Source organism: Wolbachia endosymbiont (group A) of Pherbina coryleti (assembly GCF_964026875.1).
Lineage (GTDB): Bacteria > Pseudomonadota > Alphaproteobacteria > Rickettsiales > Anaplasmataceae > Wolbachia > Wolbachia pipientis.
In genome coordinates this window covers 604,836-626,306 of record NZ_OZ034706.1, presented here as the reverse complement: position 1 = coordinate 626,306, position 21,471 = coordinate 604,836, and the positions used below count along the sequence as shown (strand labels likewise).

General features: G+C 34.9%; 19 protein-coding genes and 2 pseudogenes. 10 read left to right on the top strand and 11 right to left on the bottom strand.

All coding sequences use genetic code 11. The features are described from left to right. Positions 1-14: 14 nt before the first annotated feature. Together rpoD and AAGD87_RS03180 are read left to right on the top strand one after the other, a co-directional pair. Positions 15-1,967, top strand: a complete 1,953-nt coding sequence (gene rpoD / locus AAGD87_RS03185) for an RNA polymerase sigma factor RpoD (RefSeq protein WP_264339220.1) — start codon at positions 15-17, stop codon at positions 1,965-1,967. 140 nt (positions 1,968-2,107) lie between these two features. Beyond that, complete coding sequence (locus AAGD87_RS03180; RefSeq protein ID WP_010082050.1) at positions 2,108-3,088, top strand: SGNH/GDSL hydrolase family protein; 981 nt, start codon at positions 2,108-2,110, stop codon at positions 3,086-3,088. 174 nt (positions 3,089-3,262) lie between these two features. Here the strand turns inward: AAGD87_RS03180 and AAGD87_RS03175 are convergent, their stop codons facing one another. The 3 genes from AAGD87_RS03175 to carB form a co-directional block, all read right to left on the bottom strand. Further along, entirely contained in the window at positions 3,263-3,523 is a 261-nt protein-coding gene (locus AAGD87_RS03175; RefSeq protein ID WP_007548520.1) for a hypothetical protein, read from the bottom strand. 73 nt (positions 3,524-3,596) lie between these two features. Continuing rightward, a complete protein-coding gene (locus AAGD87_RS03170) occupies positions 3,597-3,857 on the bottom strand; it encodes an IS110 family transposase (protein ID WP_010082049.1) in 261 nt (86 codons plus the stop codon). A gap of 376 nt (positions 3,858-4,233) precedes the next feature. Beyond that, a complete protein-coding gene (gene carB / locus AAGD87_RS03165) occupies positions 4,234-7,689 on the bottom strand; it encodes a carbamoyl-phosphate synthase large subunit (RefSeq protein ID WP_341817754.1) in 3,456 nt (1,151 codons plus the stop codon). Positions 7,690-7,827: 138 nt separating this feature from the next. Between carB and AAGD87_RS03160 the strand changes: the two genes are divergently transcribed. Continuing rightward, entirely contained in the window at positions 7,828-7,989 is a 162-nt protein-coding gene (locus AAGD87_RS03160; RefSeq protein ID WP_238514577.1) for a hypothetical protein, read from the top strand. A gap of 685 nt (positions 7,990-8,674) precedes the next feature. On the opposite strand, the gene AAGD87_RS03155 is transcribed toward AAGD87_RS03160, so the two are convergent. The 3 genes from AAGD87_RS03155 to AAGD87_RS03145 all read right to left on the bottom strand — a co-directional run bounded on the left by AAGD87_RS03155 (position 8,675) and on the right by AAGD87_RS03145 (position 11,442). Further along, complete coding sequence (locus AAGD87_RS03155; protein ID WP_264336326.1) at positions 8,675-9,619, bottom strand: IS110 family transposase; 945 nt, start codon at positions 9,617-9,619, stop codon at positions 8,675-8,677. Positions 9,620-9,884: 265 nt separating this feature from the next. Continuing rightward, entirely contained in the window at positions 9,885-10,640 is a 756-nt protein-coding gene (locus AAGD87_RS03150) for an SDR family oxidoreductase (RefSeq protein WP_012673418.1), read from the bottom strand. Beyond that, complete coding sequence (locus tag AAGD87_RS03145) at positions 10,627-11,442, bottom strand: YihY/virulence factor BrkB family protein (protein ID WP_341817753.1); 816 nt, start codon at positions 11,440-11,442, stop codon at positions 10,627-10,629. The genes AAGD87_RS03150 and AAGD87_RS03145 overlap by 14 nt, the downstream gene beginning before the upstream one ends. A 136-nt stretch (positions 11,443-11,578) precedes the next feature. Here AAGD87_RS03145 and AAGD87_RS03140 point away from each other — a divergent pair, with 136 nt between their 5' ends. The 3 genes from AAGD87_RS03140 (at position 11,579) to AAGD87_RS03130 (ending at position 12,840) form a co-directional block, all read left to right on the top strand. Next, on the top strand, positions 11,579-11,905 hold the full coding sequence (locus AAGD87_RS03140) for a TrbC/VirB2 family protein (RefSeq protein WP_264339217.1): 327 nt from the start codon (positions 11,579-11,581) through the stop codon (positions 11,903-11,905). Positions 11,906-11,922: 17 nt separating this feature from the next. Then, entirely contained in the window at positions 11,923-12,279 is a 357-nt protein-coding gene (locus AAGD87_RS03135; protein WP_250295293.1) for a TrbC/VirB2 family protein, read from the top strand. A gap of 216 nt (positions 12,280-12,495) precedes the next feature. Continuing rightward, positions 12,496-12,840: a TrbC/VirB2 family protein gene (locus tag AAGD87_RS03130; RefSeq protein ID WP_264339216.1), complete on the top strand. Its 345-nt coding sequence runs from the start codon at positions 12,496-12,498 to the stop codon at positions 12,838-12,840. 770 nt (positions 12,841-13,610) lie between these two features. Here the strand turns inward: AAGD87_RS03130 and recF are convergent. The 3 genes from recF to AAGD87_RS03115 all read right to left on the bottom strand — a co-directional run bounded on the left by recF (position 13,611) and on the right by AAGD87_RS03115 (position 16,809). Further along, positions 13,611-14,708, bottom strand: coding sequence for a DNA replication/repair protein RecF (recF, locus tag AAGD87_RS03125; RefSeq protein WP_182309709.1), 1,098 nt, complete (start codon positions 14,706-14,708; stop codon positions 13,611-13,613). A gap of 16 nt (positions 14,709-14,724) precedes the next feature. Continuing rightward, positions 14,725-15,192 carry a thioredoxin-dependent thiol peroxidase gene (gene bcp / locus AAGD87_RS03120; protein ID WP_341817751.1) on the bottom strand — a complete coding sequence of 156 codons (468 nt, stop codon included), beginning with the start codon at positions 15,190-15,192 and terminating at the stop codon, positions 14,725-14,727. 189 nt (positions 15,193-15,381) lie between these two features. Beyond that, positions 15,382-16,809: a sensor histidine kinase gene (locus tag AAGD87_RS03115; protein ID WP_265044050.1), complete on the bottom strand. Its 1,428-nt coding sequence runs from the start codon at positions 16,807-16,809 to the stop codon at positions 15,382-15,384. A gap of 66 nt (positions 16,810-16,875) precedes the next feature. On the opposite strand from AAGD87_RS03115, the gene AAGD87_RS03110 reads away from it, so the two are divergent. The 4 genes from AAGD87_RS03110 to AAGD87_RS03095 all read left to right on the top strand — a co-directional run bounded on the left by AAGD87_RS03110 (position 16,876) and on the right by AAGD87_RS03095 (position 19,906). Continuing rightward, positions 16,876-18,051 (top strand): aspartate aminotransferase family protein, encoded by a 1,176-nt coding sequence (locus AAGD87_RS03110; RefSeq protein WP_264339213.1) that lies wholly within the window; start codon positions 16,876-16,878, stop codon positions 18,049-18,051. 15 nt (positions 18,052-18,066) lie between these two features. Next, entirely contained in the window at positions 18,067-18,573 is a 507-nt protein-coding gene (gene rimM / locus AAGD87_RS03105) for a ribosome maturation factor RimM (protein ID WP_182309759.1), read from the top strand. Between the two features lie 62 nt (positions 18,574-18,635). After that, entirely contained in the window at positions 18,636-19,202 is a 567-nt protein-coding gene (gene efp / locus AAGD87_RS03100; RefSeq protein ID WP_341817749.1) for an elongation factor P, read from the top strand. An 8-nt stretch (positions 19,203-19,210) separates the two neighbouring features. Beyond that, positions 19,211-19,906: an inositol monophosphatase family protein gene (locus AAGD87_RS03095; protein WP_012673414.1), complete on the top strand. Its 696-nt coding sequence runs from the start codon at positions 19,211-19,213 to the stop codon at positions 19,904-19,906. Positions 19,907-20,054: 148 nt separating this feature from the next. On the opposite strand, the pseudogene AAGD87_RS03090 reads toward AAGD87_RS03095, so the two are convergent. Next, a pseudogene (locus AAGD87_RS03090) lies at positions 20,055-20,198 on the bottom strand (IS4 family transposase); the annotation flags it as partial. 104 nt (positions 20,199-20,302) lie between these two features. After that, positions 20,303-21,468: pseudogene (locus AAGD87_RS03085) on the bottom strand (IS4 family transposase); the annotation flags it as partial. Between the last annotated feature and the right edge of the window lie 3 nt (positions 21,469-21,471).

Here is a 21,471-nt window from a genome sequence, read left to right as displayed (position 1 = left end):
CTATAAAGGTAATGATGTCAACTATTAATGATGCAGAAGATAAGAAAAAAATTATCAAAGATCTGGTAACTAAGAGTATAAAAAAGGGTGGTTTTATCACCTTTGATGATATAAATGATAAATTATCAGATGAAAATTTTTCGTCTGACTTTATAGATGATGCTATATCTTTATTGCAGGATTCCGGAATTAATGTGCTTGAAAGTAGCGAAGATGAAGAAGATATTCCTTCCAACAGTGATGATAGTAAACTTGATGATGATGACACATCGCCAAATGTTACTGCAACTTTAGTACAAAATGATGATCCAGTGAGGATTTATTTACAAGACATGAGCTCCGTAAAGCTTTTATCAAGGGCAGATGAAATCGAGATAGCAAAAAAAATTGAATCTGAAAAGCATAACATGTTACGTGCAATAATTGAAACATCAGTAACATTAAAGGTGATAAAAGTATGGCGTGATGATTTAAGTAATGGAGCTCTCTTACTGAGAGAAATTATAGATCTGGATGCAATTTATAACTCTGATTTTAATGTGGTACCCAAAGAAGAAAGTGAAGAGAGTGAAGAAAGTGCTGAAGATGTTGAGGATTCTGAGGATGTTTCTGAAGATGCTGAGTACTGTAGTGATGATGAGAAAGATAGTAAAAAAAGTGATGATGAGAAAGACGGTAATAATGAAGATATAAGTTCAGTCAATTTAAATGTTTCTATTCTTGAAATGGAAAGTGACTTATTGCCAAAGGTCATAGTTGCATTGGATGAGATAATTACTTTAACAAATGAAGCGTTGATATTAAGAAAAAATTCTAAAAATTTCTCTAATGAGCTAGAAAATTTGTATAATCAAATATGGTCTATAGCATTACAAATTAAGTTAAGTGATGCTGCTGTTGCCAGAATTACACAAGAACTTTATAAGATAAATAGATCCATTACGCTTGAAGAGGCTAATCTTATTGCTGAGGCTAGAAAATACGATATCGATAGAGAAAGTTTCTATAAAGTTTATGATGACGTGCTTTTAAAGCACGAATTGAAAAAGATAAGTCTTTTAAAGATCAATGAAAATCAGTCCTCTTTTACAGGTGAATTAAAAAACAAATTTTTAAGGTTTATAGACAATAACTCTGAACATATAGCTAGTACCTTGAACGGTATTAAGCAGCATATACAGGAAGATAACGTACAAGAATTTAAGGAGCTAATCAAGAGAATACAAAAACACGAACGAGAAGTCTCTGAAGCAAAGCAAGAAATGATTAAGGCTAACTTAAGGCTAGTAGTTTCCATTGCTAAGAAGTATTCAAAAAGAGGCCTTGATCTGCTTGATTTGATACAAGAAGGCAATATTGGTCTTATGAAGGCCGTGGATAAGTTTGATTACAAACGTGGATATAAATTTTCAACTTATGGCACTTGGTGGGTAAGACAATCAATCACTAGAGCAATACCTGAGCAGTCTAAAGTAGTTAGAATACCAGTTCATATGGTGGAAATTATCAGTAAAATCAACAGAGCATTAAGAAAGATGACTCATGAGATGGGAAGAGAGCCGACGTTAGAGGAATTGAGTGTAGAACTGACAATGCCACTGGAAAGAATACGCAAAGTTATGAAAATAGCAAGGGATCCAGTAAGTCTTGAAGCTCCAACAGGAAAAGATGATAGTAGTACCTTTGGTGATTGTATAGAAGACAAGCGAGTCTCCAGGCCAGAGGATGCTGCAATACTTGCTGACTTGCGTGGCATTACAACCAATGTTCTTGCAACTTTAACACCAAAGGAAGAAAGAATTTTAAGAATGCGTTTTGGCCTTGGTAAAGATGGGAAGGAACATACCTTAGAAGAAGTAGGAAAAATTTTTAATGTAACACGTGAGAGAATTAGGCAAATAGAGGCAAAAGCACTGCGCAAGTTGAAACATCCAAGCCGTGCTAGAAAACTTAGAGGGTTCTTTTAAGTATACGTGTCAAGTTAAGAAGAAGCTGATTTTGCCCGGAAAAAGTGGAGAGCAAGTTAGGCCAAAGTTGTATAATTTCACCGCTATTTTTCTTTTTCTATGAATCTAATGAAACAACATGCTAATCTACGGTAAATATTATGACAAACAAAAATGACAATTCTAATTCAAAGTATAGAAATTTTTATGTTCTGGGTGATAGCTTATCCGATAATGGCGCAATCATTGGAATTTTAAATAATTTATCCTTTGCAAAAAGCGTAAAATTTGATGATCCTTTTTATCAAGGAAGATCTTTTAGCAATGGCCCTACTGCTGTTGAATATATAGCAAAATATTTAGATTTAGATGAATTTAAACCTGGGTGGAGTTATTCATTTTTTGGGAGATGCCACGAACAGCAAGGTCAGAATTACGCAGTTTCATATGCAACAGCATCTGAAATTTTTGACCCTATTTTTTCTTATTTCTTCAATAAATTTCGTTTAGCTAACCAGCTAGATGCAGTAATTAAACATCATCCAGATATAGGTAAAGAAGATTTATTTTGCATCATAATCGGCGGAAATGATGTTATGGTTGCCACTGCTTATGACGATACTAAAGCGGAAGAAGTGTTGGAACAAGCAGTGAGTGAAATATGTAATGCACTTAAGGTTCTAAATGAACATGGTGTTAAGCATGTAGTTGTTGCAAATGCACCTGAAGTTGGCTCAATACCAGCTTTTAATAGAGATGAAGAAGCAAGGGAATTAGCTACAAAGCTCACGGAGAGTTTCAATGCAAAACTGGCTAAAGGCTTAGATTATATGAAGAAAAGTACAAATCTTGAAATAAAAGCATTTGATCTTAATTCTAAAATGAGAAGTATGTTTAGCGAATACAAGAGCAAAGGTTTAAATTGTCAAGATGCATGCACATCGAACATTGCAGACCAAGTTGGGAGATTTAAAGAAAATATAAAAATACTCTTAAAGTTGATATTTAAAGGGGAACTTGACGTTCACTATAACCCTGGGTGTAGCAAAGAAACACTAAAGGATTATTTCTTTTTTGATTATTTCCATCCAACTGCGGAACTTCATCATGAAGTTGGTAATGAAGTGTATGAGTTGATTTGACACAGTTTTTTGAACATATCCTTTTAAATAGTAACCAGACTGCATTCTGTGATTTTTAGCAAAACACGATCTTTCATTTGAGCTTTCTTCAATTTAAAATAAATACAGAAAATTGCTGCCTATAGCTAAACTGACTTAGATTTACCGATAATTTGAAAAACCGTCATCCCGCTACTATATAGTTATTGATATATATTTTCTTTTAAGCTCTTGGTTTTGATCGATAAATGTAATCATTTCATCTTCTAAAGTTTTAATTTGATTACGTAAAATTGCAAGAAGTTCCTCTATTTGTTTGATTATAGATGTATCAGTTACCTGTTGGATTTGGGTTTTTTGTATTTTTGCTATTTCTACAAGTTGGTTTCTACGAGATAATTTTTGTTTCAAGCAATCAATATTACCATTACTAACTGTTAAAGGAGTAACACGCATATCTGTATTATTAATATAACGTGAGATGATACTGCAGTCTATTTTATCAGTTTTTGTAGTAATACCAAGGCTTTTAGCATAGTCTCTCCCACCTTGGTTGAATGACGTACACCTCAAAACCATTGCTTAGTAAAGTATAGGCACATAATTTTTCGTATCCACCAGTTGCCTCAAGACCAATTTTGGTTACATTATGCAAACGTAAAAAGTCCAGCATTTCATCAATGGATTGTACATTGTTTTCAAATATTTTATAATGCTCAAGTGGGTGAATGTGGAGATCTAATTTACTTTTGCTAACATCAATGCCAGCAATAATGTTTGATGAATTCATAATTCCTCCGTAATAATAACATATACTGCATTTTCCAGCCTTATATACGAGCCTAAAAGCTCAATCAGTTGTTCGGAACTTTCAGTATAATAAACCAGAGAAGAGAACCTTGCTGAACAACGATTCTTATAATCAAGGGGCGTGACGGTTCCTCTTCTCTGTGTGTCTTTAATATCACTACTTTGATATTTATAAAGACTTGTTCTTAACATATAAGGGAAGTGTCCTCTAGGTAAGATTGTGGAGTATTCGTTGCAGCATTTGGCTGTTCAATTACGCTAGTTGATTCTTTAGGTATACTATTTCCTTCAAAATTTCCATCTTTTTATTATGTTCTCTTTAGCATTTTGAGAGTGAATTATTCTAGTTTTGATATTTAACCGTTTTGTATCTGCTGTAATGATTTCACTTCCAATTTGCTATTCTTTACATATTGAATTGCAAGCACTAACGCTTTACTCCCAGAAGCTGTGGTACTGTAAGCTATATTTTGCAAAATAGCAGTTCTCCTGATATCTTTGCTATCTGAAACTGATTTCACACCTTTTGAGGTATTGATCACTAGATTTATTTTTCCATCTTTGAGCATATCAACTATGTGGGGTCTGCCTTCTCTCACTTTATTTACAGTTTGTGCAGCAATGCCATTATTATTCAGATAAGAAGCTGTACCTTTGGTTGCATATATTTCAAAACTCAGTTCTTTCAACATTCGTACAACAGGCAATATATACTCTTTATCATCATCTTTTACTGAAACCAGAGCTGTTCCTTCTGTTGGTAACTTGTATCCTGCAGCCATGTGCATTTTTGCAAGTGCAGCTTCAAATGATGAGTCAATTCCCATCACTTCTCCTGTTGATTTCATTTCAGGACCAAGTAGAGTATCAATTCCCGAAAAACGCGTGAATGGAAAAACAGCAGCTTTAACTGCAAAATGATTGAAAGGCTTGTTTTCCTGATTCAATTTTTTACCCAAAATAACCTGAGTGGCAAGCTTTGCAATAGGAATATTGATTACCTTGGAAATAAAAGGAACGGTTCGACTAGCCCTTAAATTCACTTCAAGTATGTATACATCACTAGACCTCTTGCATAACTCGATTTCTGAAGGCAATTTTGTCGTCAAAGCTTGTCTGCGCTCCTCAAATACATTCGAGTATTCTGTGGTGCTCATCTGCACTTTTCCTAAAGATTTCTCATCACAAACAGGTTCTGCAAGAGGTCTATTCTCTTGAACAGCAAACTGAATGTTTATCAGACCTTTCACTTTTAATGCTAATGCTATTCTCTCAGTTTGGAGCTCGATCTCTTTTATTACTTCGTCACTCAATGTATTTGTCGGTATTGAGCATGTTGAATCACCAGAGTGGATACCAGCTTCTTCAATATGCTCCATGACCGCTGCAATGAAAACTTTTTCCCCATCACATACAGCATCAACGTCAACCTCAACTGCATTGACTAAAAATTTATCAAGAAGCAGCGAACCATGCTCAAAGATTTTAGTTTGATCTAAGACGTACTCTTTAAAGCTCTGAGTATCGTGTCTAATCGACATAGACTGACCGCCGAGGACATATGATGGCCTGACTACTAGTGGAAACCCCACCTTTTCTGCGTTGGTTAACGCTTCTTCTACTGAATGGCAGATAGAACTTTCAGGTTGTTTTAAATTAAGTTGCAAAGCAAGGTTTTTAAATCTCATGCGATCTTCTGCAAGGTCAATAGAATCAAACGAAGTTCCCAGAATTTTGAAACCTCTCTCGTTAAGCACTTTGGCTAACTTTAAAGGTGTTTGACCACCTATTTGAACTATCACACCAACCAGTGTGCCATTTTCTTGCTCTTTACTTAGTATTTCAAGCACATCCTCTGCAATCAGTGGGGCGAAATATAAACGATCAGCGGTATCGTAGTCAGTTGAAACAGTTTCTGGATTACAGTTGATCATTATTGTTTCATACCCCATTTCTTTGGCGGCAGAAGCTGCATGTACGCATGCATAATCAAACTCAATACCTTGACCAATGCGGTTTGGACCACTTCCTAAAATGACAACCTTTTCTCGGTCAGAAATATTCGCCTCACATTCCGTTTTATTTTCAACATCACCCTCATAGCAGCCATACATATAAGCAGTGCTTGATTCAAATTCAGCTGCACAGGTGTCTACGCGTTTATAAACTTGTTTAATGCCAAATTTTTTTCTTATTTCTTCGATTTGTTTTACTCGATCTCCAGCGTGTAACGCTGGCTGGATCCCAGTGTCACGCACTGGGATGACATTAGAGGGTACTGGAATGACAGAGGTAGGTCTATTACTTAACTTTGCTAATCTTGCATCTGAAAATCCCATTTTTTTCAGCTCTAACATTTCGTACGCAGTTCCAGGAAATCCATTTTCCTTGATTTTTTGTTCAGTTAATATAATTTGCTGTATATTTTGCAGAAACCATAAGTCATATCCTGTAATCGAATTTATTTCTTCTATGCTAATTCCGTGGCGCATTGCGTCAGCAGCAATCAGTAATCTGTTTGGTAGCAATTTTGCTAATTGAGATTTTACGTGATCAATATCAATGTTCTCAGGAAACACTTCATCAAGTCCTGTAAGATCAGTTTCAAGTGAACGAAAAGCTTTCTGCAGTGACTCATTAAAAGTGCGGCCTATAGACATTACTTCTCCCACTGATTTCATGGAGGTTGATAGTTCACAATTCGTTCCTTTAAATTTCTCAAACTCAAATCGAGGAATTTTAGTGACGATATAATCAATCACTGGTTCGAATGCTGCTGGTATTATTGGAGCACAGTCGTTACGTATTTCGTCGAGCGAATAGCCAATAGCAAGTTTAGTTACAACTTTTGCAATAGGATAGCCTGTTGCTTTCGAAGCAAGTGCAGAAGAGCGAGAAACCCTTGGATTCATCTCAATCACAACGAGGCTTCCATCTTCTTTAGGATTCACTGCAAATTGAACATTTGCACCACCGGCACTAACATCAATTTCTCTCAGCACTGCTATAGATGCATTTCTCATCTGTTGGTATTCTACGTCACGCAGAGTCAAAGCAGGAGCAACAGTTATGCTATCCCCAGTGTGCACTCCCATCGGATCAACATTTTCTATCGAACAGACTATTATGCAGTTATCTTTACAATCGCGGATAACTTCCATTTCATATTCTTTCCAGCCAATAATTGATTCATCTATCTGAACTTCATTTATTGGCGAAATTTTGAGAGCACTTTCTGCGATATTGAAAAACTCCTCTTTATTATATGCTATACCACTACCTGCGCCACCAAGAGTGAATGATGAACGGATGATTGCTGGTAATCCAACGTAGTCCAAAGCCTTTTTTATTTGTTCTTGATTTTTTATAATGATACTTTTGGGGTATTTCAGTCCTATTCTATCCATGGACTGGCGGAATAACTCTCTATCCTCTGCTTTTTTTATTGCTTCTCTATTTACCCCTATTAATTCTACGTTGTATTTGTCTAACACTCCATCATCTGCAAGTTTTATTGCACAATTGAGCGCTGTTTGCCCGCCCATTGTTGGCAATATTGCGTCTGGCCTCTCCTTAATTATAATTTTCTCTATGATTTCAGGCAGTACCGGCTCAATATACGTCGCATCAGAAAACTCAGGATCTGTCATTATAGTTGCGGGGTTGGAGTTAACCAAAATGACTTTATAACCTTCGCTTTTTAATACTTTACAGCTTTGCGTTCCGGAATAATCAAACTCGCATGCCTGACCTATAACTATTGGGCCTGCTCCTATTACTAATATAGATTCTATATCTGTGCGTTTCGGCATAATTACAATAACGGTCTCTATTCAAGTAATGTTACCAATCTTTCCTGTATATGTGAATTTTTATTAAACCTATTAGCTAATTACTTTTAGGCTTGACGCATAACTGTACGAACATTGCAATTTGCGTGGCAGATTCCAGTGCTTGACACACAGCTGTACAAACATTCATTTTTGAAGGTAAATTGCACAGCAAATGATGTCATTCAAGTAGCTGACACTGGTTCCTTTATGACGGCAGTGCCCAGAGGTGTCATCCCAGTCTGGGATGGCTTTGTTGCATCGCTACTTATGAAAGGCTAACTATAATTAGGATTATAAGCAACTTATTGAAAATCTTGTTTTTTTTGCAATCAATCTGATCAAATTTAAGAATAGTAACTTGTTATTTATATTAATAAATTTAATTCTATTGAAAATAGCTAAAGCATTGAAATTCTTGAATTTTAGCCGGATTAGTGAGTGGTAGTGAAATTTCTTTTACTCAAATTTAGGTATTCACTGACCGTTCTTGTTATAAATACCAGAATAATAAGCTACTGATATTCTCCACCTTTTTTATCTTTAATCCATCATAGCTAGCGATGCAACAAAGCCATCTGGGATCCAGAAAACTTAACTTTAAATAAGTGGCTGCATAATAAAGACTAGATTCCAGTGTCAAGCACTAGAATGACACCATAGAGGCACTGGGATGACATCCTTCCTAGTGGAGATTACTCTCAAATCACAATGTTCATATCAACTATGTTTTTTAAAATTTTTTGAATTTAGTTTCATTACAACTTTTGTTTGTAATTTTGTTTTTTATTCGAGTAAAAAGTGCATTTTTGACAATAAAAACCCTAACTTAATCATAGAAAAATTTTGTATCAAACAACAGTTACTGCTTAGATCTTATGGTTAACGAATATGTGTATAAATACTTTAAATGTGTGTAGACGTATTTATCCACATATTCGTTAACCTATTTTCTATGCAGATTTTTTTAATTCACATTGACTGCTTCTTTAAGCCTCGCATTGGCAATTACTATGATTTTACGCATTAGAGCTGTCATAGCCACCATCTTCTTTTTACCTTTACCAACAAGCCTTGAATAGAAGGCACCAAGCGCAGACTTAGACCTTGAAGCAGACATCGCAGCTGTAAAAAGCTTTTCACGAACGTTGCTTCTGCCACCACTTATTCTGCGATAACCAATAGTTTTACCACTTTCTTTCGGATGAGGTGCAACTCCAGCAAGACTTGCAATTTCTCCCCTACTTACATAACCAAGTTCTGGCATTAGACACAGAAAATCTTGAGATAATTTTGCACCTATTCCTGGAACTGTTTTAAGGATTTTTTGGCGCTTTTGTAACTCTGGATTCTCATCAATAATTTTTTGTATGGTATTGTTGAGCTCATCTATCTGGCTATTAAAGAATTCAATAGTTTTCTGACAGCTTTCTTTTATATGGTCGTTTTCAGGTGCTGCAAGCCTAGATTTCTCTTGAGCTCTCATTTTTGTAATGTCATCACGACGTTGACAAAGTGCAACTAAGGTTGTTTGTTCTTTTGACATAGGTGCAAATAGAGATAGAGTACTATAGCGTTCAAACCCATACTGAGCAAGGGCTCTTGCATCTGATTGATCAGACTTTGCTAAAGTTCCATGAGATAGAACAAAGCTTTTTACTTTGCGAGTATTAGCTCGATGTACAGCAATATCTTTATCAACAAGAAAATGTGCTAAGCCAAGCTCATATTTTCCAGTGTTTTCCAGAGTTACTAAAGAATTAGGTAAGATATTTGAAAAATCTTGAAACAATTGTTGCCAGCCAGCAGTATCATTGTCGAATTCGACAGCGTTCTTCTGTTTGTGAACTGCAACAACATTTTTAAATTTTCCAATATCAATGCCAATAAAATTTTGATAAGATGTAATCATAATAACCTCGATTAGTTTTAATTAATTTAAGATTGTAAACGGGTGCATACATATGTCCCATGCAACTATTCAAACGTATCGAGAGATGGGCTAGTGTACCTTGATCCGAACGGTTATAATACCAACAGTTGGTCGGTCGCACACGCCCGTGATAACTCTATTCCTATAGTGAGTAGGGTTATCTTCCCTCTTATCTCCTTTATATCATATTTTTAACTTACAACAGTTGTGGGCTTAACGGTATCTTTGCAGATACTATGGTAATTTATTCGGGAGATTTGCTGAGCGGTAAGATTTTTCCTGATATGCTGCAGTCTTCAGAAGCTAATTCCACAAATTTATCTGTCAGTTTATCAGGTGACACCAATTCAGATCCAGGAAATGCCTGCTCACTACCCACAGGTCCTTCCGTGTATACAGCATTTACACATAATTTTGTATGTTTTGTCTCAGATGCATATATCTGCACCATTATTTCTAGTGCAACTTTACTTGCAGCATACGGCATCCAATATGGATAAGAGGAAGGAGAAAGTGTCACTTCTGAGGTCATGAATATCGCTCTTCCAGCATTAGACTTTTTTAGCATTGGATCTAAGTTTTTTAGTAAGTACCAATTGGCAGTAAAATTTGTATTCATTACGTTCTGTAGCTCTTCAATCTCACAGTCATGAATGGGGTTCAGTTTGCCTAAAATTCCAGCACACGCAACTAATATATCAAGTGCTCCAGATTCTGATAATTTCAGGCTTTCTATCATGTTTGTCAGTATCTTTACATTCTCAAAGTCTAAAAGATCAAGCTGAATTAGTTTCACAGAGCCTTCTTTAAATTCTTCAAGCTCTTCAATTTCATTATATAGTGGCTTGAGATTATCAAGAGATCTTGAAATCAGAATCACACATGCACCTTCTCTTATAAACCTTTTTGCAACAGCAGAGCCTACTCCACCTGAAGCTCCGGTGATTAAAGCTACTTTACCTTCTAACTTACCCATTTCTTTCTCCTTAGCGAGATCCATTGAAATATTTTAGCTGAAAATTGAATTTTGCTCCATATATAAAAATCAAACTTAGCATATAAAAAAATAGTAATGACACTACCACACCACCTAAACTTCCATATATCAAATCCAGTTGGTCAAAGGAAGCTTTTAAATATTGCTTAAAAGCTGAAGCAGAAATCGTCCAAAGAATAACAGCTACACAAGATCCAGGAAATACGTCTGATAAATTTTGTTTTATGTTTGGTAACATAAAATATAGCCAAGAGACTACTGCGAAAAGTACAAATTCAATAAGTAAATACCTAGTATAACTTAGCCCCTGATAGGAAAAATCAATTAGCATTGGTACTAGTGTAGAAAACACTATAGTTAGAGTTATAATAAGCGTGATTACTAAAAATTGTAATATACTTAGTACTCTTCTTAATATATAAGGCGGCGAAACCGGAACTTTATAGGCCTTATTGAGTATTGTTCTAAGCCCTTCAATTGTCGATGAAGCGGTCCAAACAGCACCTACAATTGCTAAAGTTAGTAAGCTTTGCGGCGGGCCTGATATTATCTCCCTAATACGCGGCATCAAAGATGATAAAATATCCTGTGGCATGTTATCAATGATAAATACCCAGCCAATGTTGTACTGGTCTAAAAAATTTGCGAATGTTGACGCCACAGCCATTAAAACGATGAGAAAAGGAAATATTGATAACAGAATTAAAAATGATAAATACCCTGCATGCTCCACTCCATCATTATAAATTGTGTCAATCAAAGCACGATAAAGACAATAAACGATGCTGTAAAATTTCTGTAGCACTGTAATATAAACGAACCAAGAAAAGTATTCTAAATGAAATAAAGGATACTTTTAAGCAAAAAAATCCTCACCATTTACTTAAATTTAATCAAAATGGTAGATAATCCAGCATTAAATAGAAATTATCGGAGGCATAATGAAAAATTTTCTTCTACTTGTGGCATTAATTCTCTCCTTTGCATTTGATGCAAATGCTCCTCCTACTACTTTTGTTGATACAAATGATACAACATCATCGGTGATATGCAAGATAATAGGCTATACTCACGGCATAGGTGGCCCAATGATCACAATAGTGATAATTGGTGCAGCGTTGCTTGCAATATTCGGCAGAATGCCGTGGCCAGCGCTTTTTGCACTCGGTGCATTTACTGCTGTGTTTTTTGGCGCTCCTGTAGTCGTTTCAAAAATAACACCAGGAGGTGTGATTTGTAAAGACGGTGCAGTAGCGAAGAATCCATAGAAATTATAGGAGGCATAATGAAAAATTTTCTTCTACTAGTGGCGTTAATTCTCTTCTTTGCATTTGATAATGTTTTTGCTAGCAGTGTTACTGATGACGCAACGTCAAACACAATATGCAAAATAGTAGGCTATACTCACGGCATAGGTGGACCGATGATCACAATAGTAATAATTGGTGCAGCATTGCTTGCAATATTTGGCAGAATGCCGTGGCCAGCGCTTTTTGCACTCGGTGCATTTACTGCTGTGTTTTTTGGTGCACCTGTAGTTGTTTCAAAAATAGTACCAGGCGGTGTGATTTGTAAAAATGGTGCAACTGCTTGCCCTGATGGTACCAACTGGGATACAAGTACAGGAGCGTGTAAAAAATAGGCGCTGCAGATTTAGAAAAGCATTAGCTAAACGGTGCTTCTTAAAGGAGCACCATTATTCCACAATTGTATAAATGTTGTCCAAGTGAATAACACTGAGATCCGGGAATTTTTATAAACTGATAGGATGACAAATTTACTAGAACCCTCACCATTTACTTAAATTTAATCAAAGCGATAGATAATCAAACATGAAACAGAAATTATAGGAGGCGTAATGAAAAATTTTCTTCTACTTGTGGCGTTAATTCTCTCCTTTGCGTTTGATGCAAATGCTAATACTAGTGGTGGCACCACCAACACCGTTTTTGTTGATGAAAGTGATACAACATCATCAGTGATATGCAAGATAATAGGCTATACTCACGGCATAGGTGGGCCAATGATCACAATAGTGATAATTGGTGCAGCGTTGCTTGCAATATTCGGTAGAATGCCGTGGCCAGCGCTTTTTGCACTCGGTGCATTTACTGCTGTGTTTTTTGGCGCTCCTGTAGTCGTTTCAAAAATAACACCAGGAGGTGTGATTTGTGAAGACGGTGCAGTAAAGAATCATCCATAGAAATTATTGGAGGCATAAACGTAGTTTTCTTTACTTGAAAGTGGTCAAGCTGACCACTTTCAGTGTCTATGAATACCTAATAAATTCTCTTTCTGTAATCATATCAGTTATAGCCTTTCTTATAATAGTCCGAATGCGATAAGATATGTGTTTATGGCTATAGCAGGCCAGTAGCATATTACGGTCTGTTCGGATTATTGTAAAAAGAGCTATAAAGTCTGGATTCCAGCGCCACGCGCTAGAATGACAAGGCTTATCGTCATGTCACCGCGAACCGTCATACCGCGATTCATTCGCGGTATCTCAGCCGCTAACAAGTAGCGGAATAACGGTTGTCGTTTAGCTATGAATATTAAGAAATTTACCAAATGAAAAAAAAGGCAAAAGAAGCCCTGGTCATTGTCTATTTTCAGTATTGGCGTTTTTTAAGTCTTAAACACTGCAATTTAGCTGCTTTTGAATGCAACTCACCTTAGTTTGAATGTTTAAGAAATTTACTAAGCAGAAAAAAAGGCAAAAGAAACCCCGTGTTAGCTAGTTGTCACTCTCTAATCCTGCAAAATCGGCGTACTATACTGTCTTAAACGACTTATAAGCGCGTTTCAGCTTATATAAGTAAAAACCCAGAAATGTTGTGAAGACATAAGGTGCACATAGTGTAAAAAATTAAAAATAAGACGCCAACTACGTTGTTTTCTTGCTGTTTAATCTGCACAGATGAAGATAACTGAATACCTTCAGTATCATGATAAGGGGGCTGGCGAGGTTTGTCAAGGAAGTTTTGCATTTAATTCATTTGATAATTCAAAAAACTTGAAAGAATAAAGATAGTTATTAAAATTATCTTGATTTACATCAGTTATCCAAGTTTGACATTGAATACTTAACATTTCCTCTATTAACGCCTTTCTGTAATGTTTATCCAGATGAGACATTATATCGTCAAGCAGAAGAAGTGGTGCCTTATTGTAATGAATACACCTTGCTTTTACACTGGATAAAATAATAGAAAGCAGTAATAACTTTTGTTCTCCAGTGGAGCACAGATTTATTGGTACGTTTCTTTTTTGACAAAAAACCCGAAAATTATCGTTATGCACACCAAAGGTTACTCTACCAGTCAATGAATCTTTTTCTCTGTTTTCCTTTAGACGATTCTGAAAATATTCTGCAGTATCGTCCAAAGTTAGCTGGCTGCTGAATTTCAAACTTGCCTTCGGAAAAAACTCACTGGAATGGTTATCAATTGTGTCTTGTAGTGTCTTTAAAACAGACGATCGCATACGTAAAATACTAACTGCATTAACGGCCATTATGTTTTCAAGACTAGAGAGCCAATTTTCGTCCAAGGTGTTCTCTCTCAACAGTTTACTTCGCTCACGTTTAGCTTTTCTGTGTTTCATGTAGCAGCAAGTGTAATTTTCCTCAAACAGTGAGACTATACGGTCTAAAAATTTTAATCTGTCACTTGGAGAATTAAGAAGAACATAGTCCATTTGTGGAATCAGCCATATTACATTGGATATCTTATACAGAGATGAATAACTTGATTGCGTTTTTCCATCAATTTGTATTAGTTTCTTATCAAAACTCTTTGCGATACCAATTGAATTAAAATCCATTCCATTAAAAAAATCATAGTGCACTGCCCAATCTTCATTACTGAATCTATTTTGTATCTCACTGGCTTTTGCTTTTTTCATTCCATTGCTTTTAGCAAGCAACGAGATTGCTTCAAGTATATTAGTTTTACCAATACCGTTTTTGCCAGTTATTACAACTGAGCTATCATCTGAATCCAGTTCAAAGTTTGAGTGGCTACGAAAATTATGTAATTTCAGCTTTTTTATGTAGCAATGGGTAGCCATTAACCTATTCTTTAGTTTATATTTTCTTTACTTCTTCCAGAACCTCATCAACATGTCCACTAACTTTTACATTTTTCCAGATCTTCACTATTTTACCTTTTTTATCTATTAAAAAAGTAGTGCGTTCTATTCCCATATACTTTTTGCCAAACATACTTTTCTCTACCCAAACACCATATTTTCCCAACATTTCAGCATTCTCATCAGAAACTAAAGAAAACGGCAGAGAATATTTTGCTTTGAAGTTAGTGTGACATCTAACACTATCTTTTGATACACCAATTATCACTGTGTCAAGGAAAGAAAAATCATCTATTTTATCTCTAAAGCCTTTTGCCTCCATTGTACAACCCGGAGTATCGTCTTTAGGATAAAAATAAAGAACTACATTTTTTTTATCAAAAAATTCACTCAGTGATAAATTTTCACCAGAATCTGTTAGTAAGCTAAAATCGGGTGCATTATTTCCTACTGCTAATTCCATACCTTGCTCCATTAATAACACTTCTATCTATAGTAGTATATTGTAGTCAGAGTATCAAATTTTATATATAGCTAACAGATAAGATTCTTGATGGGGGCTTATTGATGAATTTCTGCCTACCTTCTCGGCTTGCCGCTTTTGATAAAGTGTGGTTTTCGTCTGATGTAAGGCCATATCAAATAGATCCTATTAAAAATCAATCGAATCTTCACATGTTTGTTCTTCATAAAAGAAGTTCAATGTTATCGTAGTACCAAGTTTTGCTTCACTTTTAATGTCAAAAGTTCCACCCATTAACTCTACTAATTTCTTGCTTAGCGGCAATCCGATGCCCGTACCTTCGTTTCTATACCCCGAATCTGCTTGGCCAAAAACAGACATAACTTTATATATGTCCTGCTGCATTATTCCTATTCCATTGTCATGAAACTCAATAGTTAATAAGTTTTTTTCTATATTTTCTTTTATCACCATTCTTATTAAACCATCTTTGGGAGTAAACTTGATTGAGTTTGATAATAAATTTATTATAACTTGTTTCATTCTCTTGGGATCTGCAATGACTAATAATTGTTTATTAGTCATCTCTTTTTTTAAATTAATCCCGGCTTCTTTTAATTTAGGTAATAGCATATTTACGCATGAATCCATTATTTTGTTCAGGTTAAACTTCACTTTTTCTACTGTTAAACTACTTGATTCAGCTTTAGAAAAATCGAGCACATCATTAATTAAGGTAAGTAAGTGTGTTCCTGCATTATATATATCGTCTGCATACTCCTTGTATTGAGAATTATCCATTGAACCTAAAGTTTTATTTTTGATCAACTCCGCAAATCCAATAATAGCATTAAGAGGTGTGCGTAATTCATGTGTAACGCTTGCAAAAAACTTTAGCTTGTTTGCATTTTCTTGCTCTAATGTCTCTTTTATCTGCTGTAATTCAATGTTAGTTTTATGTTGCTTGGCTAGCATTTGGGTATTAGAAAAGTGCAAATAGAACATTATTAATATTAAGATTATTAATAATAGGCCCAAAAATGTTAAAAACAGGCCATATGCTATAACATAAGAATTATTGTAGTTTCGAAGAATCTTCAAAAAAAACGACGGTTTAACGCTATTTTCATGGAATATAGGGAAAATAGAAGTTAATGTATTTCCTGTAGTATAAAATATTTCTTGGTTACTTAATAGTTTATCAATTTCATCGTTTGTAAGTAACTGTTCATAATCATAATCTTGAGTGTTAAAATTACTGAATATTATTCTGCCGTTTTGATCATACAGTATTAAGCTGAAATCCTTTACTTTGCTCACTGATTGTAATAATTCAGCACGTAGTTTTACTAGTTGGTTTATGTAGTCAAAATTTTTGTATTTAATGTGATGCTTTTCTATTAGTAAATAATGGTATTTTTTTATTATGCCATTTTCCAGTACGCTTTTTAAGTTTACACTTGAATCACGGTAAGAAGAAAGGAAATTACTCCTTAGTAAATAATTACAATATATCACACTGAATAAAATCATAAAAATTGATGAGAATAATGCGATAACTTTTGTGTATTTGTTTTTCCCCAGTGCAGAAAACATTAATTTACCTATCTTATACATATCCTTACTCATTGCGAAACAACGGCTTTTATGTTATTAATAATAAAATTTAGCATATAATATTTTATGACAATTTCTCCTATTTTGCCAGTTTATTCTCCTGTTAATATAAATTTTTCTCATGGCAAAGGTATCTACCTATATGATGTTGATGGTGAGCGCTACGTAGATTTTCACTCCGGAATAGCCGTTAGTAGCTTAGGTCACACCAATTCACGATTAATTAGTGCTCTTAAATTGCAAGGAGAAAAATTATGGCATATATCAAATACCTATAATATACCTGCTGCCAATAATTTTGCAGAAAAATTAATAAACAATAGTTTCGCTGACACTGTATTTTTCTCAAATTCTGGATCAGAGGCAGTAGAATGTGGACTTAAGATTGCTAGGATCTATCAAAATGGAAAAGGCAATAAAAATCGTCACAGAATTTTAACATTTCATGGTGCATTTCATGGAAGAACCTTTTTAACTTGTGCTACAAACGATAAACAGAAATTTTCTGAATTACTAAATCCCTACATTGATTGGTGTGATAACATCGAGCCTAATATTGAGAGCGTAAAGAAAGCAATTTCAAGTGGTATAGGCGTTATATTAATAGAACCAATACAAGGGCAAGGTGGTATCAAAGTAATGAATGAAGTCTTTATGAAAGAACTAAGAAGGCTGTGTGATGAAAATGACATATTGTTATTTTTTGATTGCGTACAATGCGGTGCTGGTAGGACAGGAAAATTATTCGCATACGAACATATAGGAGTGGAACCTGATATATGTGCTCTTGCAAAGGGAATAGGCGGGGGGTTTCCGCTGGGGGCTTGTCTTGCAACTGAAAAGGCTGCTAAATATATGGCAGTTGGTATGCACGGTTCCACTTTTGGTGGCAATCCGCTTGCAACCTCAGTAGGTAATGCTGTGCTCGAAGAATTGCTCAGCCCCGGCTTTTTGAAAAATGTTGAAATTAGAGGTAAATACTTAAAAAATAAACTAGAAAACTTAGCAAGTAAATTTTCAATAATAGAAGAAGTGAGAGGGAAAGGGTTAATGCTTGGAATAAAAGTGAAAGCAGACAATCAAAAGTTTGCAGAAGAGTTAAGTCATCGTGGTTTACTCACTGTTGGAGTAACATCAGATAACGTTGTGAGAATTTTACCTCCACTAATTATCACTGAAAAAGAGATTGATGAAGGAATTGAGATTCTGGCTCAATATTTATCTGAGAAATCTTCTGATTAGATGCTTGATATTAATATGAACGACAATCTGGTATGCTTAGGAATTATTACCTCTCCTCACGGAATTAAAGGAGCTGTTAAATTAAAAACTTTTACCGAAAAACCTGAAAATATATCCTTATATGGTGAGCTAATAAATGGTGATGAGAATTATAAAATAGACTCAGTATCTGTCATAGGTGATAATTTAGTAATAGCTACAATGAGCGGAGTAAATTCCCGTAATGAAGCAGAGCTTTTAAGGAATAAGAAGCTATATATAGAAAGAAGCAAGTTACCAGAGCTAAATGATGAGGATGAATTTTATCAAAGTGACCTTGTAGATATGGAAGTAAGGCTGAAAAGTAATGAATTATATGGCTATGTAAAATCTGTGTATAATTTCGGCTCAGGGGATATATTAGAAATTTTAGTTATCAGCACAAAAAAACGTATTATGCTATCTTTCACTAAAGAGATATTTTCACATATAAATATAAAGGGGAAGTATATAGTATTAAATATGCCAGAATTTATTGACTAATAAAGACTTTGATATTTATATAAAGCTATTTATAATTGTAAGATCAAACTGAAAATGTAATTATGGCAGAAAGAGCTAACGATATCAGACCAGGTCAGGTGTTGGAACATAACGGCGGATTATTTTTGGTTGTAGGTATTATGCATACTCAACCTGGTAAAGGTGGTGCATACATACAAGCTGAAATGAAAAATATCAAGACCGGAGCAAAACACTATGAAAGATTTCGCTCTGATGCAACAATCAGAAGGGCAATTTTAGATGAAGAGGAGTATGTTTACCTTTTCACTGAAGGAAACATTGTAAATCTTATGCATCCAAGTAATTACGAGCAAATCACTATAAATTTGGATTTATTGGGAGAAAAAAAGATTTATCTACAGGATAACATGAAAATTAAAGTTGTAGCTTATCAAGACAAAATAATTTCTGCGCATGTGCCTGATTATGTTACACTTGCTGTGAAAGAAACAGATTCTGTTATTAAAGGACAAACTGCTACTGCTTCTTATAAGCCTGCAATTTTGGAAAACGTAATGCGCGTTAACGTGCCTCAGTTTATAAAAGAAGAGGATAAAATTGTAGTATATACTCCAGATGACAGCTATTATGAAAGAGTGAAAGAGTAAAAAGAAGAATGTCCATCTCATCACCACGAATTAATGTGATGCTTGATTCTGTGCGTAGTGCTTCCAGGCAGCTTATGCGCGATTTTAATGAATTACAAATCTCTAATGTTAAATCAGCAGACTTTATCAATAAAACTTATTCAAAATCCAAGCAAACCATATACGATTGCTTGCACGATTACAAACGAGACTATGATTTTATTTTTGAAGATGATACTGATCAAGAAGTAAAAGATGACACTTATACCTGGTTTATTATGCCTATAGAGGGCAGGGAGAATTTTTCTAGTTGCATGGTTTATTTTGCAGTATCAGTCTGTCTCATTCATAAAAATAAAGTTGTGGCAGCTGTAATTGATGCTCCGGCTCTTAGAGAAACTTTTTGGGCAGAAGAAAAGAAAGGTGCTTTTCTTGAGGATTTTAGATCTCGTCATATAAAAATGCGGGTGAAAAGCCGTGAAGGGGGTCTAATAGATGTAAGTGGTAATTTGTTAAATAAATTGCTGCCTGGCAATAGTAGTGTACGCTCCATCGGTTCAACAATTTTAGGCTTTGCATACCTTGCGGCAGGAAGGCACAGAGGAACAGTTTATTCTGGAGTTAACAAATATAAAACCTTGCTCGGTAGACTTTTTCTGCAAGAAAGCGGTGGAAGGCTAACAGAAGACAACGGATTGATTATTGCTGGAGATATAAAACTATAGCTAAAGTAATTTATGTTTACCTACAATTTGATAAGCGTAAAACTCGTCATTCCGCTACTTGTTAGCGGAATCCATGCTGAGATACCGCGAATAAATCGCGGTATGACGTAGGGCTGTACTAGCTATAGCATAAACCATACGCGTCAAGTTAAGAGATTGTGAGCAAATTTAGAGAGGTTAAAGTGGATACTCTAGCCCTTCTACGTTTGTCTTTTAATGAAAATCGCGACCAAGTTATAGTGAGTTTTTTAAGAAATGCTTTTAAACTATTAATTTTGGTTAATACTAAAAATATAGCACTTCTCGCAATAGTCCGAATAGGATAAGATATGTGCTTATGGCTATGGTAGAGCAGTAGCATATTATGATCTGTTCGGATTATTGTAAAAAGAGCTATAACTCTCTAACCCGCCTTTTTAGCTCAATAAATGCCTTTGTTAAGCTAAGTTCTGTATTCTTTTTCACTTCTGTGCAACCAACTATGCCGTGAAATATAAGAATTGCGCACAATTTAGCATATAGTTCACATAATACTCTGCATGGCTTTCCTTTTAGCTTATCAAGCCTGATATGGCTTTTATACAATTTAAATAATAACTCAATTTGCCACCTTACTCTGTAAATCGTTAATACTTGCTCAGCACTAATTTTATTTTCTGGAACATTAGTTATAAATATTGACCAGTTCAACAATTTTTGATTTCTTTTAGAGGATCTGCGATCTTGCTAATCTATTAGCTTTCCTTCTTCTGCCCATAGACTGTTCTTCAGTTAGTTTCTGACATATAATTCTTACTCTAATTTTTGCTTCTTTTCCTAACAATACCTCGTTTTCTAAAAATAACTTATCCTCTCAACATTCTAATAACTCCATTTTTTGATTTGTTTCTACATCATATATGTTGGTATCGACGACTTATGAAATAAGCTCCTATTTCATTGATTTGTTTAAAAGAACTTGGCACAAAATAACCGAGATCAGATATTAGCAAATCATTGCTTAATATATTACTTAAATGTTTCCTATATCCCTGGTCTGATCTTACCCCCTCCGTTAAATTAAGTTGGTCTATTATCTGATTCATGTAGTCGAAAACTAATTGTAACTTTATTCCAGACTTAGTATTGCTTTCATAGCCACTGTAGCTAGTACCATAACCTTTATACATCTCTTCCATACTGTTAGGTAGAGTAATATAGCTACTGTCCAATAATTTAACACTATTAAATTGCTGTAAGATTTTGCAATCAACTTGCAAGATATTTTTAAAGAGAATCACAGATTCATTATACATCCTTTTCATAAATTCCACTGCTTCTTCAGTAAATCTAAAATCCAAACCTTGTTTTGTTATATCTATCGAGTCCTCGTTTAGTAATTGACACATTGTTTCTACGCTACAATTATCAACTCCTATATTACCCAAGACCATGGCTTTTACGAATGATGAACCTTTTAGCTTTCTCTTTCTTTTTATAAACCTTGTTGTAATTGAGATTTTCTCTGCTTTTTCATTAAAAAATTCTTTGAGCTTTTTTGATAAGCAAGTTATTTTATTCATTGG

What these genes read in the sequence shown, in the direction of transcription:
- recF (WP_182309709.1), bottom strand. Translation starts at nt 14,708, where the DNA reads ATGGCTACCCATTGCTACATAAAAAAGCTGAAATTACATAATTTTCGT.
- AAGD87_RS03115 (WP_265044050.1), bottom strand. Translation starts at nt 16,809, where the DNA reads ATGTATAAGATAGGTAAATTAATGTTTTCTGCACTGGGGAAAAACAAA.
- AAGD87_RS03135 (WP_250295293.1), top strand. Translation starts at nt 11,923, where the DNA reads ATGAAAAATTTTCTTCTACTAGTGGCGTTAATTCTCTTCTTTGCATTT.
- AAGD87_RS03180 (WP_010082050.1), top strand. Translation starts at nt 2,108, where the DNA reads ATGACAAACAAAAATGACAATTCTAATTCAAAGTATAGAAATTTTTAT.
- rimM (WP_182309759.1), top strand. Translation starts at nt 18,067, where the DNA reads ATGAACGACAATCTGGTATGCTTAGGAATTATTACCTCTCCTCACGGA.
- AAGD87_RS03130 (WP_264339216.1), top strand. Translation starts at nt 12,496, where the DNA reads ATGAAAAATTTTCTTCTACTTGTGGCGTTAATTCTCTCCTTTGCGTTT.
- AAGD87_RS03110 (WP_264339213.1), top strand. Translation starts at nt 16,876, where the DNA reads ATGACAATTTCTCCTATTTTGCCAGTTTATTCTCCTGTTAATATAAAT.
- efp (WP_341817749.1), top strand. Translation starts at nt 18,636, where the DNA reads ATGGCAGAAAGAGCTAACGATATCAGACCAGGTCAGGTGTTGGAACAT.
- carB (WP_341817754.1), bottom strand. Translation starts at nt 7,689, where the DNA reads ATGCCGAAACGCACAGATATAGAATCTATATTAGTAATAGGAGCAGGC.
- AAGD87_RS03155 (WP_264336326.1), bottom strand. Translation starts at nt 9,619, where the DNA reads ATGATTACATCTTATCAAAATTTTATTGGCATTGATATTGGAAAATTT.
- AAGD87_RS03170 (WP_010082049.1), bottom strand. Translation starts at nt 3,857, where the DNA reads ATGAATTCATCAAACATTATTGCTGGCATTGATGTTAGCAAAAGTAAA.
- AAGD87_RS03095 (WP_012673414.1), top strand. Translation starts at nt 19,211, where the DNA reads ATGTCCATCTCATCACCACGAATTAATGTGATGCTTGATTCTGTGCGT.
- rpoD (WP_264339220.1), top strand. Translation starts at nt 15, where the DNA reads ATGTCAACTATTAATGATGCAGAAGATAAGAAAAAAATTATCAAAGAT.
- bcp (WP_341817751.1), bottom strand. Translation starts at nt 15,192, where the DNA reads ATGGAATTAGCAGTAGGAAATAATGCACCCGATTTTAGCTTACTAACA.
- AAGD87_RS03140 (WP_264339217.1), top strand. Translation starts at nt 11,579, where the DNA reads ATGAAAAATTTTCTTCTACTTGTGGCATTAATTCTCTCCTTTGCATTT.
- AAGD87_RS03150 (WP_012673418.1), bottom strand. Translation starts at nt 10,640, where the DNA reads ATGGATCTCGCTAAGGAGAAAGAAATGGGTAAGTTAGAAGGTAAAGTA.
- AAGD87_RS03175 (WP_007548520.1), bottom strand. Translation starts at nt 3,523, where the DNA reads ATGCGTGTTACTCCTTTAACAGTTAGTAATGGTAATATTGATTGCTTG.